Genomic DNA, 14,737 nt, shown 5'->3' with positions numbered 1-14,737 from the left:
TTGTTACTGGGTCTGGCTGGGCTTGCGCTCCAAGCATGTCAACAAGCCGGCCCCGGCCCTTGTCCGCGATTTTCCCCAGGCAGCACCGTCGCGCCAGCTCCGGACCTCTACAGCAAAGACGGATTCCTCTTCGTGGATCTTTCTTACGACACCGTCAAGGACGCCGCCGGTAGAACCCTGTACTGCTTCACCACACCGGACGGCAAACAGTCCCCGACTCTCCACGTTTCTCCGGGTGACCACTTGATCATAACCGTCAAGAACAACCTGCCGAAACCCGGCGCTGCCGACAGCATGGTAGTGGACAGGTCGCCGTCGCGGGTCTGTGGCGCTACCAGGGCAAACGAATCCTCCGTCAATATTCACTTTCACGGCACCAACGTCTCGCCGGCATGCCACTCCGACGAAGTCATTCAAACGCTCATCAACTCTGGGGAGACCTTCACATACGATGCTTGGTTTCCGCAGGATGAGCCTCCCGGACTCTACTGGTATCACCCCCACGTCCACGGCCTCTCAGAAGCGGCAGTGCTCGGCGGCGCGAGCGGAGTCATTGTGGTCGCAGGGATAGAAGACTTGCAGCCAGCGGTAGGAGGGCTGCCTGAACGCATTCTCACCATCCGCGACCAGAAACTTCCGCATGGAAGTCCAGAAGGAAGCGTAACTCCGCCTATCGTGCCGGAGAAGGATCTGTCCGTAAACTATGTCCCTGTTCCGTATCCGGACTATCCACCTGCCAAGCTCACCGTGAAACCCAACAAAAAAGAATTCTGGCGGGTCACGAACGCATCCGCGGACACGGTTCTGGACCTGCAGTTGCAGTACGACGGTGCTCCGCAGGAGTTGCAACTCGTGGGCCGCGACGGTGTTCCGACGGGATCGCAGGAGGGCACCAGGAAGGGCAGGATCATACCGGTGAAACACATTGTCATGCCACCTGCGGCACGAGCAGAGTTCATTGTGAATGGACCATCCTCGAACGTGAACAGTGCTCGGCTGGTCACGCGAAAAGTTGACACGGGCCCGGACGGCGACAGCGACCCGACCCGTCCCCTCATCGCCATCCAAACAGACCCACACGCGGCGGAGCCGTCTGTGATGCCTCCAAAATCTGGACCACCTGGCCCGCAACGTTTCGATCTACTCCTCACCATTCCGCCAACAAAGGCGCGCCGCCTCTATTTTTCTGAGGACGACGAGAAGAACCAGTTCTTCATCACCGAAGAAGGCGCCAAGCCAATGCTGTTCAGCCCGACCAACCCGCCGTCCATCACCACCACGCAGGGGTCAGTGGAGGACTGGACCATCGAAAACCGGGCGCGTGAGCTCCACGACTTCCACATACATCAGATCCACTACATGCTGCTGGAACGCGACGGTGCTCCCGCACCTGTCCTGGAGCGGCAAGCAATTGACTCGGTGGACATTCCCGCCTGGTCTGGCACCGGCCCGTATCCCAGCGTAAAAGTCCGTCTTGACTTCCGTCGAGCCGAACCCGGAGACTTCGTCTACCACTGCCACATTCTGGAACATGAAGACGACGGCATGATGGCTATTATTCGAGTCCTCAGGCCGACGAAATAGGAGAGGTGGACGCGCTCTGGCGGGCACGGCGCGGCTCCCCCGTCAGTCGCCGCTGCCGGGGTCGGCAGTGGCCTCCGCGGGTGAGGGCCGTTGTACAGGAGTGCCCTCCCGCGGCAGAGCCCCTTCGTGTGGGACGCCGACGCGCAGCATGGCGGCGCCCGTGCCGGCGGCCAGGACCACGATGGCGGCAAGGATCAGCGCCTGGTGGTAGCCGTGGCGCAGCATGGGCGTGACGGCCAGGAGGCCGAGGATCTGGCCGACGGAGTATCCGGCGGTCAGCAGCGCGACCGCGCGGGGGAGGTGCAGGTGAGCTCCCGCGGCAAGGGCGAGCGTGCTGACGCCGATGAACGTGGCGCCGAACGGCACCGCGGAGGTGAGGGCGGCGGTCACACCTGCGATCAGCGCCGGCAGCACGATGCCGACCGCCTGGACGACGAGCGCCGCGACCAGCAGGTCGGGGTAAGACCAGCGGCGCCTCAGCCGGGTCCACGGCGCCGAGGACGGTACGGCAGCAAGACCGACCAGCACCCACGCACCGCTGCTGATCCAGCCCGGAGAGCTCTGTTCGATCGCGGCGACGAGGAAGGTCCCGGCCACGATGTAGCCGATGCCTTCCAGGGTGTAGGAGGCGAACAGAACACTGAACCAGCGGCGGGTACGGATGCTCCGCCCGCCGATCCCGGGCGGCGTCGAGGCGGTGACCGGAGCCCGCTCGGGGCGCAACCGCCATGAAACGAGGGTGAGCACCGCGGCGAGGGCGGCCGAGGCCAACCAGGCGGCCCGCCAGTCGGCGACCGACCGCAGGGCGAGGACGAGCAGATCGGACAAGGCGATGCCGGCGCTAACCCCGCCGAACGCCCAGCCGGACACATGGGCGGGGTGCTCGCGCAGATGACCGTGCAGGGAACTGACGGCGGTGAGGACGGCCCGTATAAGCCCTAGCGAACCGGCGACCTCAGGGGAGGCAAGCACTCCGCCACGCGGGGCACCTGTGGCCTGTCCGGTTCAGCGTCGAACCGAGGACGCCCATCGGTGGTGGACCGCCGCCAGTTCGTCCATCGTGATGCCCGGCCGACTGGGATCCTTCGCCTGGTCGTCCCATCGCCGCAGGATCACCGCCTGCCCGTGCCAGGGGTGCCCTTCAAACCGGATCACCTCGGCCGGAGACATCGGCCCACCCTGAAGCCCAAGCGTGGTGACAGAGGTGGGACTGAGCAGCGACCGATAGTTCGGATCCGTCGCCACGAGGTAGCGCTTGGCCGGGACGTGCTGTTCGATCACCCACGCGATACGCTCGGTGAGCCGATCCCGTGCGAAAGCACCGCCGGCCACCTCATGGGGCAGGTTCGGGTACATCCGTCGGACCTGCTCGGCGCGTCCGACGTCGTGGAGCGCGGCGGCGAGGACGAGTTCGTCGTCCGCGCCGCTGGTCAGGGCCAGCTCCGCCGCCTGGAGCGCATGTGTCCGCTCGTCGACGACCTCCTCGGGGACCAGGGACCCTTCGGTGTCGTAGGGCCGGTTGGCCATTTGGTTCAGCAGCTCCACCAACTCTGTCGCGGTGAGCGGCTGGGACGTTGGCGATGTCCTGGCGGGCTTAGCGTCGGCACTCATGGGTATCCCTTCTGGATAATCGGTGCGGCTATTGGGCGCCTGCACGTTTCAGGAACTGCGGGGCACGATCGGAGGCAGGACGATCGTGACGTTGGACGGGTGAGCGTGACCATGGGTGTCCTGCCTGTCAGGCGACCCGTCGCCTCAGGGCGGCGCTGCCCCTTTCGACTCCGAGCACCAGGACGAAGGTCACGATCAACAGCATCGCCACCTTCTGGTAGTTGAACAGGCTCATCGAGGTCAGGAGCTCGAAGCCGATCCCCCCGGCACCGACGAACCCGAGCACGAGCGAGGCGCGAACGTTCTCGTCGAGCCGGTACAACGCGATACCGACGGCCGTGGGTAGCACACCGGGCAGGACGGCATGGGTGATGACCTGGAGCCGGTTGGCGCCGGTCACGCTCAACGCCTGCACCGGCAGGGCTTCACCGTCCTCGATGGCTTCGGCGATCAGGCGACCCAGCATGCCGATGCTGTGCACCGCCAGAGCGAGGACCCCCGCGAAGGGCCCAAGGCCGACAGCGGTGACGAACAGCAGAGCCCAGACGAGGTCGGGTACCGCTCGGAACAGTCCGATCAACGTCCGGGCCCCGTAGTAGACGATGCGGTGCGGCGTGATGTTGTCCGCGGCACAGCATGCCAGTGGCACCGCGATGACGACCGCGGCGAGCGTGCCGAGCAGTGCGGTGTCGACGGTTTCCAGCACTGCGGGCAGCACGCCAGGTGTCTGTGCCATGTCGGGTGGCATTGCACGGCGCAACAGGTCAGCCATCCCGTACACGCCGTGGATCAGCTTGCCGAACCGCGCCTCGGTCACGACCAGGGCCTGGTAGATCACGCCGACGGCGGCGACGGCGACCACCAGGCGCAGAAACCACCGTGCGGCAGACGCGCGCGGTCGGGTGGCGGCAGTTGCTCTGAGGAGTGTGTGCGAAGTCACGACTGTACCCCCTGGGGCTCTGGTGCCGAGCGGTAGAGCGCGCGTACGCGTGCCTCATCGACGAGATCGCAGGGACTGTCGAAGGCCACCGACCCGGCGCGCAGACCGACCACCCGGTCGGCGTAGGACAGCCCGAGTTCCGGCTGGTGCAAGATGACCACGACGCACAGCTGCTGCTCGTCGGTGAGGCGGCGCAGGATCTGCATCACCTCGACGGCCGCGTCCGGATCCAGGCTCGCGACTGGCTCGTCGGCGAGCAGCGCAACCGGGCGTTGACACAGTGCACGAGCAACCGCCACACGCTGCGCCTGCCCGCCGGACAGGGTGTCCGCGCGCCGGTGTGCGAAGTCCAGCAGTCCGACCTGCTCGAGGCACTCCGCCGCGAACGGTAGCTCGTCTCGAGGCAGCCGTCCGAATTGGCAGCCCAGCCCTCGACTGCGACCCAGGGCCCCGGCGATGACGTTCGCGATGACGCTGCGTCGGCGGACCAGCGCAGGACTTTGGAAGACGACTCCCACCCCGCGACGGGCGGCGCGAAGCTGAGCGCCCTCCAGTGCGGCAAGGTCCTGGCCGTCGACCCGTACCAGCCCGGAGGTCGGTGCCACCAGCCTGGTGATGCACCGCAGCAGGGTCGACTTGCCGCTGCCGTTCGAACCGAGTACTGCCACCATCTCACCCGGCCGGACCTGCAGGCTCACGTCGTTGAGTGCCTGGTGACCGTTCGGGTAGCGCATGCTGAGTTCTCGGATGTCGAGGAGGGGCTCCGTGCCGGCGTTGACGCGCGATGCTGCCTGGCCGTGCCGGGTGTGCCTTTCACGTTGTGCCGTTGGTGTGGAGTGGTCAGCCATTGATCTTGGTCAGGTCGAGGTTGAGGGTCTTGACCAGGTCGCGGATGCCGTCGTAGGCCGAGTCCTTCTGGGCGACGATGTGGTCGCTGGGGAGGACGGACCGCTCCTTCTCGGGGAGCTTACTGAGATCGAGGTCGAGCAGGGTCTTCACGTACTTCTGTTTCGTCTTCTCGGGCAGGTCGCCGCGGATGGCGATCGGGTCGACCGGGATCGGTTCGGACTGCCAGAGAGTACGGAACGCCGACGCCTTCCACTGGCCGGCCTGCTTGGCGGCCTCGATCTGCTCGGAGTTGAGCTCGCCGCAGGCCACCTGACCAGCGCGCAGCGCTTCGTAACTCGCGGTGTGGCTGCCCGCGTAGCGTCCCTTCACGCCCTTGTCGGGGTCGATCCCGGCCTTCTTGAGCGCATAAGCGGGAAACAGGTGCCCGGAGGTGGAAGCTGGATCCGCGTAGGCGAACGACTGGTCCCTACAGTCCTTCAGTTTTTTGATGTTCGACGTGCTCGGTGTCACTATGCTCGCGGTGTAGGTGGATGGCTTGCCGTCGGCGTCGGCGAAGGTTGCCACCGCCTCGGCGTCCGCGACTTTGTTGGCAAGGATGTAGCCGAGCGGTCCGAACTGGCCGATCTCGAGCTCGTCGTTACGCATCGCCTCGATCTCGGCGTTGTAGCTGGTGGGAATGTTGAGCTTCACCTCACAGCCAACCTGGCTGCCGAACTCCTTGGTGAGCGGGTCGTACGCCGGCAGGAGCTGCGCCGTCGCCTCGTAAGGTTCGACACCGAATCGGACGGGCTCAGAGCAGGAGTTGCCACTTGTTGCCTCAGTGTGGTCGGAAACGGCTCCCGTGGAGGAGCAGCCGGTCAGGACGAGCGGAAGGGCCAGGACGACGGCGAAGCCTCGTCGAACACGCATCGGGAACTCCCAAGCTTGTCTAGATAACTTCCTCAGCCAGCAGATCGGTCGTCCGTGACCCGCACGTGAACCGCTCCTTCCCCGCGGACGAACAGTTCCCATGGCCTCCGCGAACCAGCTGAAGGCGCCCTCTCGGGCACGCCGAGCGGCGCCTGGATGTTCGGATGGCCCATCGTGGGCCGTCTACTCGCCGTTGACCCTCGCCTGATCGTCTTTGAAATCACGCCATATCGCGAGGTCGCAGCCACGGTTGACGCCGACGATCGACCCGCGGGATGCGGAGGTGACCCCGCGGCGCGGGGCGCCGTGTCGGGGCAGATGGTGCCCATCCTGGCCGCGCCCCCGGCCAGATCGCAGGCACCGCGACGACGAACTCCGGCGATCGCTAGCCGCGTAACAGCATCGAGTCGTCGCGCGCCTGTCTGCGATCTCGGATCGCGCGGATGTCGGTGGGCTGCTCCTGTGCCTATTCCAGGGCAGCGGCCTGGGGCCGGACGTGCTCGACGAGCCGGGGTCGCGGCGGTCGAATACCGCCTGCCAGATGTCGGCCTCCGAGCTCCGACCACTCTTCCAACCCGGGCACCATCGAGGCCGCGCGCGGCGGCCAGCCACATCAAGGCGTCGGCGAGCAGCTCACGGCGCTCGCGCTTGACCTTGCGGAGCAGTTGACCCACTTTACATTGCGACTGCATTGTTTCCGGATACGTTGCAGTTGTACTGAAAAGGAGGTCGCCCAGCGCATGATCGAGGCCGAAGTTGCCGGCGTGCTGTTCACCGCCAACCCGCTCACCGGCTCGCGGAGCGTCCGTCGTCGACGCCGCTCCCGGACTGGGCACGGCCGTCGTCGACGGCGCGGTCACGCCCGACCACTACGTGCTGGACGGTACCGACCCCGAGGAACGGGCAGTGCGTGCAGGGTCGCTCGAAGCGGCGCACAGGACTGGTTCCGGCGTTCCTTCGGCCAGCCGTAGTCCGCCTCGATCTCCCGCAGGACGCGGTGCGGGGACGGGAATGCGACCGCAGGACCCCAAGTGAGTACCGGAGTCTTGGCCGAGGAGGAACACACGTTCCACGTTCACGCAAAGCACTTGCAGTTGATGAGCATCAACGGCAAGCTTCACCACGCGCTGAACTGGCAAGATGCAGCGAACCCCCCCCGTCGGGCAGGACGGGAAGATCGTGATCCGGATTCACTTCACCGACTACGCCGGTAAGACCGTGTACCACTGCCACATCCTCAACCACGAGGACGGCGGCATGATGGGCGTACTCGAGACAGTGAAGAAAGACGAACCTTGAGGTACGCCTGCAGGTCCACTCGCCGCCGGGTGTCCGCTCATTCTTGCCAGTCAGCGTGACCAGCTAACTGAGCGCCTGGGCTGTACGGATCAGCTTGATGTGGGTGAACGCCTGAGGGAAGTTGCCCAGTTGGCGTCCCTGGATGGGATCGTACTCCTCGGCGAGTAGGCCAACGTCGTTGGTGAGGGACAGCAATCGCTCGAACAGCTCCGTGGCCTCGTCCTTGCGCCCGAGGAGGGCCTGCGCTTCCGCCAGCCAGAAACTGCAGGCGAGGAAGGCGCCTTCGGCTCCAGGGAGCCCGTCCACGTCTGTGCTGTCAGAGATCGGGTAACGCACGACCAAGCCGTTGGTCATCAGTTCGCTTTTGATCGCGTCAATGGTGCCGACCACCCGGGGATCCTCGGGTGGCAAGAAGCCCAGGATCGGAATCAGAAGTAGCGACGCGTCGAGTTCGCGAGAACCGTACGACTGGGTGAACGTGCCGCGCTGGGAGTCGAAGCCCTTGTCGCAGACCTGGGCGTGGATCCTGTCCCGCATGGTACGCCAGCGATGGACGGGCCCGCTGCGGCCGAGCTCTTGGACTGCCCGAACCATTCGGTCGGCGGCTGCCCATGCCATGACCTTGGAATGGACGAAGTGCCGCCGTGGGCCGCGCACCTCCCACAGGCCCTCGTCGGGCTGGTTCCAGCTGCGCTCGAGGTAGTCCATCAGACTACAGACGATGGACCACGCGTAGTCGTGGGGCGGCACGCCCTTCTTGCGGGACCGGTAGAGGCAGCTGAGCACCTCCCCGTAGACGTCGAGTTGGAGCTGGGAAACCGCGCCGTTGCCGGTTCGGACCGGCCGGGATCCTTCGTATCCGGCGAGCCAGTCGAGCGGCTGCTCGGGAAGTCGTCTTTCACCGGCTACGCCGTACATGACCTGGAGGTCTTCCGGGCGGCCTGCGATCGCGCGGAGCAGCCAGTCACGCCAGGCGCCCGCTTCCTCGATGTACCCGGAGTCGGTCAGGACATCGAGCATCAGCGAAGCGTCGCGGAGCCAGCAGTATCTGTAGTCCCAATTACGGGCACCGCCGAGAAGCTCGGGCAGCGACGTGGTGGGAGCCGCCACGATTCCACCGGTCGGGCTGTAAGTGAGCGCCTTCAGCGTGATGAGTGAGCGGACTACGGCGCCGCGCCAAGGGCCTGCCAACCGGCAGGGGGAGATCCAGTCCTCCCAGAACAGCCTGGTCTCGGTGAGCTGCTCGCTGGGATCGATGGTGTCTGGTTCGGGCTGGTGCGAGGGATGCCACGTGAACACGAACGCCTGGCGCTCCCCTGCGGCGATCGTGAAGGTGCCGGTGTACAGCTCGCCACTGCCCTCCAAGTGGAGAGGAGCGTGGATCCACACCGAGTCCGGCCCGCCGATGACGTGGAGGTGGCCGTCAAAGCGGCGCCCCCAGGGAACGATTCTGCCGTAGTCAAACCGGATGCTGATCTCTGCGGTCATGTCCACCGTCCCGGACATTCCCTCCACGATCCGGACTAGCCTTGGGTGAGTCTGCCGGGGAGGCATGAAATCGATGACCTTGGCTGTCCCGGTGGAGGTCTCCCAGACGGACTCGAGGATCAGCGTGTCCCTCCCGTACGCGCGGCGCGTGGCAACTTCCTGTCCGGCGGCGGCCAGCCGCCAGAATCCGTTGGAGTCGTCGCCGACAAGCTTGGCGAAGCATGCGGGTGAGTCGAATCGGGGGAGGCACAGCCAGTCGATCGATCCGTCGCGACCGACGAGAGCGGCCGACTGCGTGTCGCCGATGAGGGCGTAGTCCTCGATCCGCACACTCACCACGCTACCCGCCGGACCGCGGCATCACAGGTGTGGCTTCAGGTGAGGAGTTGCCCTCGGACGCCACATCATCGTATATAGGGGGCACCGGCCGATGGAGCTGGCAAAGACGATTGTCCCCATGCCGACGGTCGCGGCGTGCTGTCCGGTTTTCACGGACAGGTTCCCCGGCGGCGCCCGGCCGGGTATGGGGAAGGCGGTCCGCTGGCCAAGGCGTCGGCGACGGTGGGTCGTGCGGTTCCAGGCGCGGGCCGCCAGCCCGCCGGATCGAGAGGGATGGTGGCCGCTTGACGGCGCCGGCCTGGCTGGTCGAGGTGGTGCGGCTCAAGCCTGTGCCGATGCCGTGGGCACGGATGATCCGTACCCCAATCGCGATCTGCCTGCCGCTCGCATTCGGAATCTTCACGGGCCAGATAGGCATCGGCCTGCCGATCGCGCTAGGCGGTTTCACCAGCTCACTTGTCGAGCGCGGTGGTCCGTATCTCGGCCGGGGGAAGCGGGTCGCCACGGTCGGTGTCCTCGGTGGTGGGCTCGGCCTGACGGTTGGGCTGCTCGTCCGGGGCCAAGGCTGGCTGGTCGTTCTGGTATTCATGGTGCTGGCGCTCCTGTCGGCCGCGCTCACGGTCGGCGGCAACGCTGGCTCAGCCTCAATCCGTGGACCGGGTGAGTGGGCCTCGGCGCGGTAGCAGGGAAAGTGCCTTCTGGATCGGGAGAATCTGGAGTGTCTAGGTCCTGATCCAACCCGATCCAAAAGGCACTGAGAGTGAAACTACCGTATGGGTGGTCGCGGGCCACGCCGGTCTTCGATGAGCAGAATCTGGTGTCGTGCGCGGGGTTGGTGCCGGTGATGGCGCTGGCGGAGCGGGCGGGCCTGTCGGAGCTGGTGGGCGAACGGGTCGCGATCACGGAGACGACGGTGGCTTCGGCGGCGGCCAACCCGGCGGGCAAGCTGGCCTCGATCATCGCGGGGATGGCCGCGGGCGCGGACTGTATCGATGATCTGGATGTGATCCGCTCGGGTGGGATGCGCCGGCTGTTCGATGGCGTGTATGCGCCGGCGACGTTGGGTCAGTTTCTGCGGGAGTTCACCCATGGCCACACCCAGCAGTTGGCCTCGGTGGCGCGGGCCCATCTGGTCAACCTTGTCCAGGCCAGCGGGTTGTTGCCGGGTATCGAGGATCAGGCGTTCATCGATATCGACTCGTTGTTGCGCCCGGTGTATGGGCACGCCAAGCAGACATCCCATGGCGAAATATTGTCAAGCGGCGGCGGTGTGGGTGTGGTGTGACCAGGCGGCCGCTTCGTCGTAGACGGTGCCGGTCTTGAGGCAGCCGTGCAGGATGCCCACGAGGCGGTTGGCGAGTTGACGCAGTGCGGCGCGGTGGCCGGTCCCGCGCCGGCGGAGTTCGTCGTAGTAGGAGCGGGCGCCTGGCGAGCCGGTCAGGGCGCTGAACGCTTGCTGGCCGAGTGCATCGATCAGTCTGTTGTTGTGGACGTAACGCGCGAGGACGGTCTTCTTCTTGCCCGAGGCGCGGGTGATCGGGCTTGTGCCGGCGTAGATGCCCCTATGGATGTCAAGCCGCTGCGGGACTGGCGGTTGTGTCTGGTGTGGACTTGGTGATGATCTGGTGGACTTCGCGGGCGATGTAGCGTTTGAGGCAGCGCAGAACCTCGCGTCGGGTCTTGCCTTCGCTGATGCGGCGTTGCATGTAGTCGCGGGTGGCCGGATCCCAGCGCAGGCGAGACAGGGCGATGCGGTAGAGCGCGGCGTTGGCGTTGCGGTCGCCGCCACGGTTGAGGCGGTGGCGGGTGGTCTGCCCGGAGGACGCCTCGACCGGGCTGACACCGCACAGCGACGCGAAGGATCCCTCGCTGCGCAGCCGTTCGGGGTTGTCGCCGACCGTGATCAGCAGGGTCGCGGCGTTGTCGGGGCCGATGCCGGGCCGGTCCAGCAGCCTGGGTGCTCGGGTTTTGACCGCCTCGGTGATGCGTTGCTCCAGGTCGCTGATCTCGGTGGTCAACGCGAGGATCCGGCGGGCCAGGATGCGCAGCGTGTAGGCCGCGGCGCTGACGACATCGTCGGGCGTGCTGGCCTCCAGCGCTGCGCAGTGCCGGACCAGGGCGGTGTTGCTCAGTCCGGACATCGCCTCCCGCAGAGCCGGGTCGGCGGCGACGAGCACGGCTTTGAGCTGGTTGATCGTCTGGGTGCGAGCCTTGAGGGCGGATGCTTTGGCCAGCTTGAACATCCGCAGCATCTCCACGGGCCCGTCCCCGGTCTTCGCCGCGGCCGTGGCCCGGCCCGACAGCAGCGCGCGGGCGGCCGACTCGGCGTCGATGACGTCGGTCTTGCCCCGCCGGCGGCGGGTGGCCTTGTCAGGCTGATTTACCTCGATCACCTCGACACCCTTGCAGCGCAAGTACCGGGCCAGCGCTGCGCCGTAGGAGCCGGTGCCCTCGATGCCGGCCCGCCGCAGCGTCCCGAAACCACGCGTCCAGGCCACCAGCTCCCGGTAGCCGGCGGTGGTCGCGGGGAACGTCGCGGTGGCCAGCAGCGCACCCAGAAGCGTGACCACCGCCGCGGTGTGCGTGTTCTTGTGTGTATCCACGCCGACGACGACGTCGTCTAGGTTGGTCTCATCCTGGTCGCGCCGCACGGGTTGGGACATGCTGGGCATGGTCGTCTGACTCCTGATCGCCATGGGGACGGAAGGCCACCGCCGGTCCAGGCGTGGGCGGTCAGAACTGTGATGGTGCCCTGTTCACGGCAAGGCCCCTATCGGGACACGCCCCGCCGGTCCGGCGGCCGCACGCACCGTCCCAGGCCGTGGCCGACAGATCTACACGAAGGCATCACGGCCAGTTCTTGCGCGGGTCAGGCCACGGCCTGGGACGACACGCCATGATCCTCACAGTTCTTGCGGGAGCGGGCGTCGGCGTAGCGGTGGTCATCGTCTCCGAATTCGGCAAGCACCCGGGCGCCGAGGATGGGGCCCATGCCGGGCTGGCTGAGGTAGATTTCAGCGTCCGGGTGCTGACCAAAATGGGCTTCGACCTGCGCTCCCATCGTCTTGATCTGCGCGTTGAGGGTGCCGATGACGGCGACCTGCGCACGGACCGTGGCCGCGTAGGCGGTCGTCACCGCGGCGGGCTGACGCAGCTGCTCAGTGCGCAGCGCCGCGCGGATCACCCGGGCCTTGTCGCTGGCGTGGTGTCGATGGGCATGCTTGAGCGCCGCGCTGATCTGCGCGATGGTGAGCCGCGCCGCCGCATCAGGATCGGGGGCTTTGGCAAGCAGCTCAAGGGCATCGGCGGCAGTCAGATCATCGAAGGCCTGCAACGCCGCGGGGAAGAACTCCCGCAGCACGTTACGTAGCCGTTGCGCATGCCTAGTGCGTTCCCAGATCAGGCTCTTGTGGGCGCGGGCCACCACCTTCACCGCTTCGGCCTGGTCGCTGTCACCGGCGACCGAACGCAGCTGATGAGAGTCGGTGCGGACCATGTCGGCGAGGGCGTGTGCGTCCGCGGCGTCGCTCTTGGCACCGGAGACACTCTGCCGCTCGCGGTAACGAGCGACCTGCAGCGGATTGATCGCGAACACCCGGTAGCCCGCGGCGATCAACGCGAGCACCCACGGACCACGGTCGGTCTCGATACCGACCACGACCTGGTCGGCCTCGTCCTCGTCCAGGTGCTGGGCGACCAACTCATGCAACTGAGCGACGCCGGCCAACCCCTCGGTGAAGCGGGCCTTGGCCAACCGCCGGCCCGTCTCGTCTTGCACCTCGATGTCGTGGTGGTCCTCGGCCCAGTCGTCTCCGACGAACAGCAACCCCGTTCTCCGTTCTTCCGTGTCCCGCACAACGATCAGGTTGACGTAGCCCGCGGAAGAACCACCAGCACCCTAATGATCAAGTGCTCACGCCTATGAGCAGCGGGCACGACATCCCATCAGCGGTCGACTCTTCCGACCACCGGCAAGGGGCACGATCTGCTTGTAGGACTCCCGAGATCCAGGGCGGGAGAGTGCTCACCTGCCAGCGGCTACCAAGCACCGAGTCTGCCTCAACGACGAACCCGGTAGCTCTCATTAGGGCGGGAGTTTCGGGCACACCAAGATCGGCGGCCGGCAGGTGTTGCGCCGGGGCCTGTCGCCGCTGGCGACCACGATCAGCACGATCCAGGGCGGTCCGTGACCGCGCCCGCGACCAGGCCGGCGAGGAGGAGCTGTTCCCGGTCTGGCGTCATCACCCGTTCTTCACCAACAACACCGAACCGACCGCACAGGCTGACATCACTCACCGCCGGCACGCAATCATCGAAACGGTGTTCGCTGACCTGATCGATGGGCCACTCGCGCACCTGCCCTCAGGACGGTTCGCCGCGAACACGGACCGCTGCTCCTGATCGTGATCGCGGTCCTGGCGTTCCTTCTCCCCTACGGCATCAACCGCAATTACGGGCTGTTCACCGTCTTCCTCACCCCGCTTATCGTCGTGTTGATCGACCTGCTGGAGCCTGACGGATGGCAGTTGGCGGAGGCACGGCTGTTCGACACGGTTCTTGGTTGCGCAGTCGTCCTCGTGCTCGGCTTCGCGCTCTGGCCGAGCAGCTGGTACGCCCATGTCGGGCCGCAGTTCGCCGACGGGGTGAGCGCGATCAGTCACTACCTCGGCCAAGCGTTTGGCGAGGATGCGGTGGCTGTGAAGCTGCACACTCAGGCGTACAGCCATCTGTCGGACCTGCGGGCGGTCTTCCAGCGCGCGCTAGCCGAACCTGCCCCGGTGAGCCGCCATGTGACCTCGTGGTACCCCGCGGTCGTCGCGTGTGCAGCGGCGTGCGGGCGGTCGCAGCGGGCGATACGTGCCCTAACACGTCCCTGGCGCCGGCGAGTGCTGATCTCTACGACACCGGGCGATCGCCGCGCCTGTGCCACAGCATCATCGACGGGTCGGCTCTGCGCGCTGAGGCCGTTGGCCGCTGCCGATCGCAGCGTGCCTGGCGAACTCCTAGCGTCATGTCGGGGTCAAGTGTTCGCTTGAACCACCTGGTCAGGCGCGACGGGAGGAGGTTTCAGGCTTGGGTGCCCAGAGTTGGTCGGCGTCGCCGGCATCGAGCCGGCCTCGGTAGACGTCGATCTTGTGGTCGATGAGCTTGAGGTTCTCCTGTACCTCGGCGAGCTTGGCGGCCACTCCTGCGCGGTGCTCTTCCAGGAGGGCAAGTCGTTCCTGCTCGTTGCCGTATCCGGTGGCGACGAGTTGGGCGTAGCGCCCGATGTTCTTGGTGCTGGCCGGATCCACTGCCGACCGGACCGGTTACCGTCGGGTCTTCCAGGTCGGTCTCGCCACCTTCGGGCTCGGCTCACTGTTGTGTGGCCTGGCGCCGAGTATCGGGTGGCTGGTGGCGGCGCGTGCGCTGCAGGCTGTCGGAGGCACGATGCTCGACCCGGTGGCGATGGCGATCGTCGCCACCGTCTTCCCCGACCCTGCCGAGCGGGCCTGGGCGATCGGTGTGTTCGGCTCGATGTCCGGCCTGTCGCTCGCGCTGGGTCCGATCGTCGGTGGCGCCCTGGTCGACGGCGTCGGTTGGCGTGCCATCTTCTGGATCAACGTGCCGATCGTCGTGGCCGCGATCGTGTTGATGGCGCTGTTCGTGCCCGAGTCCCGCGCTGCCCGGGTGCGCAGGTTCGACCCGGTGGGCCAGGCCCTGATGATCCTGGTGCTG

At 66.4% G+C, this 14,737-nt stretch carries 15 protein-coding genes and 3 pseudogenes; 8 read left to right on the top strand and 10 right to left on the bottom strand.

The genetic code is table 11. The features are described 5' to 3' along the window. Window positions 1-132 precede the first annotated feature (132 nt). Window positions 133-1,584: a multicopper oxidase domain-containing protein gene (locus HEB94_RS04880; protein WP_192748813.1), complete on the top strand. Its 1,452-nt coding sequence runs from the start codon at window positions 133-135 to the stop codon at window positions 1,582-1,584. Window positions 1,585-1,626: 42 nt separating this feature from the next. Here the strand turns inward: HEB94_RS04880 and HEB94_RS04875 are convergent, their stop codons facing one another. From HEB94_RS04875 to HEB94_RS04855, 5 genes are all read right to left on the bottom strand, one after another. After that, complete coding sequence (locus tag HEB94_RS04875) at window positions 1,627-2,556, bottom strand: YbfB/YjiJ family MFS transporter (RefSeq protein WP_192748812.1); 930 nt, start codon at window positions 2,554-2,556, stop codon at window positions 1,627-1,629. 33 nt (window positions 2,557-2,589) lie between these two features. Further along, complete coding sequence (locus HEB94_RS04870; RefSeq protein WP_202896133.1) at window positions 2,590-3,195, bottom strand: HD domain-containing protein; 606 nt, start codon at window positions 3,193-3,195, stop codon at window positions 2,590-2,592. 127 nt (window positions 3,196-3,322) lie between these two features. Next, on the bottom strand, window positions 3,323-4,135 hold the full coding sequence (gene phnE / locus HEB94_RS04865) for a phosphonate ABC transporter, permease protein PhnE (protein WP_192748811.1): 813 nt from the start codon (window positions 4,133-4,135) through the stop codon (window positions 3,323-3,325). Then, window positions 4,132-4,983, bottom strand: a complete 852-nt coding sequence (gene phnC, locus HEB94_RS04860; protein ID WP_192748810.1) for a phosphonate ABC transporter ATP-binding protein — start codon at window positions 4,981-4,983, stop codon at window positions 4,132-4,134. Before phnC ends, phnE begins: the two co-directional genes overlap by 4 nt. Further along, on the bottom strand, window positions 4,976-5,893 hold the full coding sequence (locus HEB94_RS04855; RefSeq protein ID WP_192748809.1) for a phosphate/phosphite/phosphonate ABC transporter substrate-binding protein: 918 nt from the start codon (window positions 5,891-5,893) through the stop codon (window positions 4,976-4,978). The genes phnC and HEB94_RS04855 overlap by 8 nt, the downstream gene beginning before the upstream one ends. Before the next feature lie 756 nt (window positions 5,894-6,649). Between HEB94_RS04855 and HEB94_RS49000 the strand changes: the two genes are divergently transcribed. Then, on the top strand, window positions 6,650-6,928 hold the full coding sequence (locus tag HEB94_RS49000; protein WP_202896131.1) for a PEP/pyruvate-binding domain-containing protein: 279 nt from the start codon (window positions 6,650-6,652) through the stop codon (window positions 6,926-6,928). A gap of 105 nt (window positions 6,929-7,033) precedes the next feature. Continuing rightward, window positions 7,034-7,192 carry a multicopper oxidase domain-containing protein gene (locus HEB94_RS04845; protein WP_202896130.1) on the top strand — a complete coding sequence of 53 codons (159 nt, stop codon included), beginning with the start codon at window positions 7,034-7,036 and terminating at the stop codon, window positions 7,190-7,192. Between the two features lie 63 nt (window positions 7,193-7,255). Here HEB94_RS04845 and HEB94_RS53335 read toward each other — a convergent pair whose 3' ends face one another. Continuing rightward, window positions 7,256-9,010 (bottom strand): glycoside hydrolase family 15 protein, encoded by a 1,755-nt coding sequence (locus HEB94_RS53335; RefSeq protein ID WP_337917471.1) that lies wholly within the window; start codon window positions 9,008-9,010, stop codon window positions 7,256-7,258. Window positions 9,011-9,303: 293 nt separating this feature from the next. On the opposite strand from HEB94_RS53335, the gene HEB94_RS04835 reads away from it, so the two are divergent. Continuing rightward, window positions 9,304-9,702 (top strand): hypothetical protein, encoded by a 399-nt coding sequence (locus tag HEB94_RS04835; protein ID WP_192748807.1) that lies wholly within the window; start codon window positions 9,304-9,306, stop codon window positions 9,700-9,702. A gap of 161 nt (window positions 9,703-9,863) precedes the next feature. Further along, window positions 9,864-10,304 (top strand): hypothetical protein, encoded by a 441-nt coding sequence (locus tag HEB94_RS04830; RefSeq protein ID WP_420481517.1) that lies wholly within the window; start codon window positions 9,864-9,866, stop codon window positions 10,302-10,304. On the opposite strand, the pseudogene HEB94_RS50205 reads toward HEB94_RS04830, so the two are convergent. From HEB94_RS50205 to HEB94_RS04820, 3 genes and pseudogenes are all read right to left on the bottom strand, one after another. Further along, window positions 10,275-10,574 (bottom strand): annotated as a pseudogene (locus HEB94_RS50205) (IS110 family transposase); the annotation flags it as partial. The gene HEB94_RS04830 and the pseudogene HEB94_RS50205 sit on opposite strands and share 30 nt — an antisense overlap. A 16-nt stretch (window positions 10,575-10,590) precedes the next feature. After that, window positions 10,591-11,682: an IS110 family RNA-guided transposase gene (locus HEB94_RS04825; protein ID WP_192748806.1), complete on the bottom strand. Its 1,092-nt coding sequence runs from the start codon at window positions 11,680-11,682 to the stop codon at window positions 10,591-10,593. Window positions 11,683-11,888: 206 nt separating this feature from the next. Continuing rightward, a complete protein-coding gene (locus HEB94_RS04820) occupies window positions 11,889-12,845 on the bottom strand; it encodes an IS110 family transposase (RefSeq protein WP_202896129.1) in 957 nt (318 codons plus the stop codon). A gap of 392 nt (window positions 12,846-13,237) precedes the next feature. Between HEB94_RS04820 and HEB94_RS04815 the strand changes: the two are divergent. Together HEB94_RS04815 and HEB94_RS04810 are read left to right on the top strand one after the other, a co-directional pair. Continuing rightward, window positions 13,238-13,405: pseudogene (locus HEB94_RS04815) on the top strand (IS1380 family transposase); the annotation flags it as partial. Between the two features lie 5 nt (window positions 13,406-13,410). After that, window positions 13,411-14,055: an FUSC family protein gene (locus HEB94_RS04810; protein WP_337918507.1), complete on the top strand. Its 645-nt coding sequence runs from the start codon at window positions 13,411-13,413 to the stop codon at window positions 14,053-14,055. A 9-nt stretch (window positions 14,056-14,064) separates the two neighbouring features. Here the strand turns inward: HEB94_RS04810 and HEB94_RS04805 are convergent, their stop codons facing one another. After that, window positions 14,065-14,313: a MerR family transcriptional regulator gene (locus tag HEB94_RS04805; RefSeq protein ID WP_202896128.1), complete on the bottom strand. Its 249-nt coding sequence runs from the start codon at window positions 14,311-14,313 to the stop codon at window positions 14,065-14,067. Between HEB94_RS04805 and HEB94_RS54350 the strand changes: the two are divergent. Beyond that, window positions 14,288-14,704, top strand: a pseudogene (locus HEB94_RS54350) (MFS transporter); the annotation flags it as partial. The gene HEB94_RS04805 and the pseudogene HEB94_RS54350 overlap by 26 nt on opposite strands. Window positions 14,705-14,737: the final 33 nt, after the last annotated feature.

Origin of the sequence: Actinopolymorpha pittospori (genome assembly GCF_014873875.1) — a bacterium.
In the GTDB taxonomy this organism is placed as follows: Bacteria; Actinomycetota; Actinomycetes; order Propionibacteriales; family Actinopolymorphaceae; genus Actinopolymorpha; species Actinopolymorpha pittospori.
The sequence above is the reverse complement of the archived record's forward strand: the minus strand, read 5'-3'. Positions and strand labels throughout refer to the sequence as shown.

Bases quoted from the DNA above. Each gene is read 5' to 3' on its own strand.
- HEB94_RS04870 (WP_202896133.1), bottom strand. From the start codon at position 3,195: ATGAGTGCCGACGCTAAGCCCGCCAGGACATCGCCAACGTCCCAGCCG.
- phnC (WP_192748810.1), bottom strand. From the start codon at position 4,983: ATGGCTGACCACTCCACACCAACGGCACAACGTGAAAGGCACACCCGG.
- HEB94_RS04855 (WP_192748809.1), bottom strand. From the start codon at position 5,893: ATGCGTGTTCGACGAGGCTTCGCCGTCGTCCTGGCCCTTCCGCTCGTC.
- HEB94_RS04845 (WP_202896130.1), top strand. From the start codon at position 7,034: ATGCAGCGAACCCCCCCCGTCGGGCAGGACGGGAAGATCGTGATCCGG.
- HEB94_RS04830 (WP_420481517.1), top strand. From the start codon at position 9,864: ATGGCGCTGGCGGAGCGGGCGGGCCTGTCGGAGCTGGTGGGCGAACGG.
- HEB94_RS04825 (WP_192748806.1), bottom strand. From the start codon at position 11,682: ATGTCCCAACCCGTGCGGCGCGACCAGGATGAGACCAACCTAGACGAC.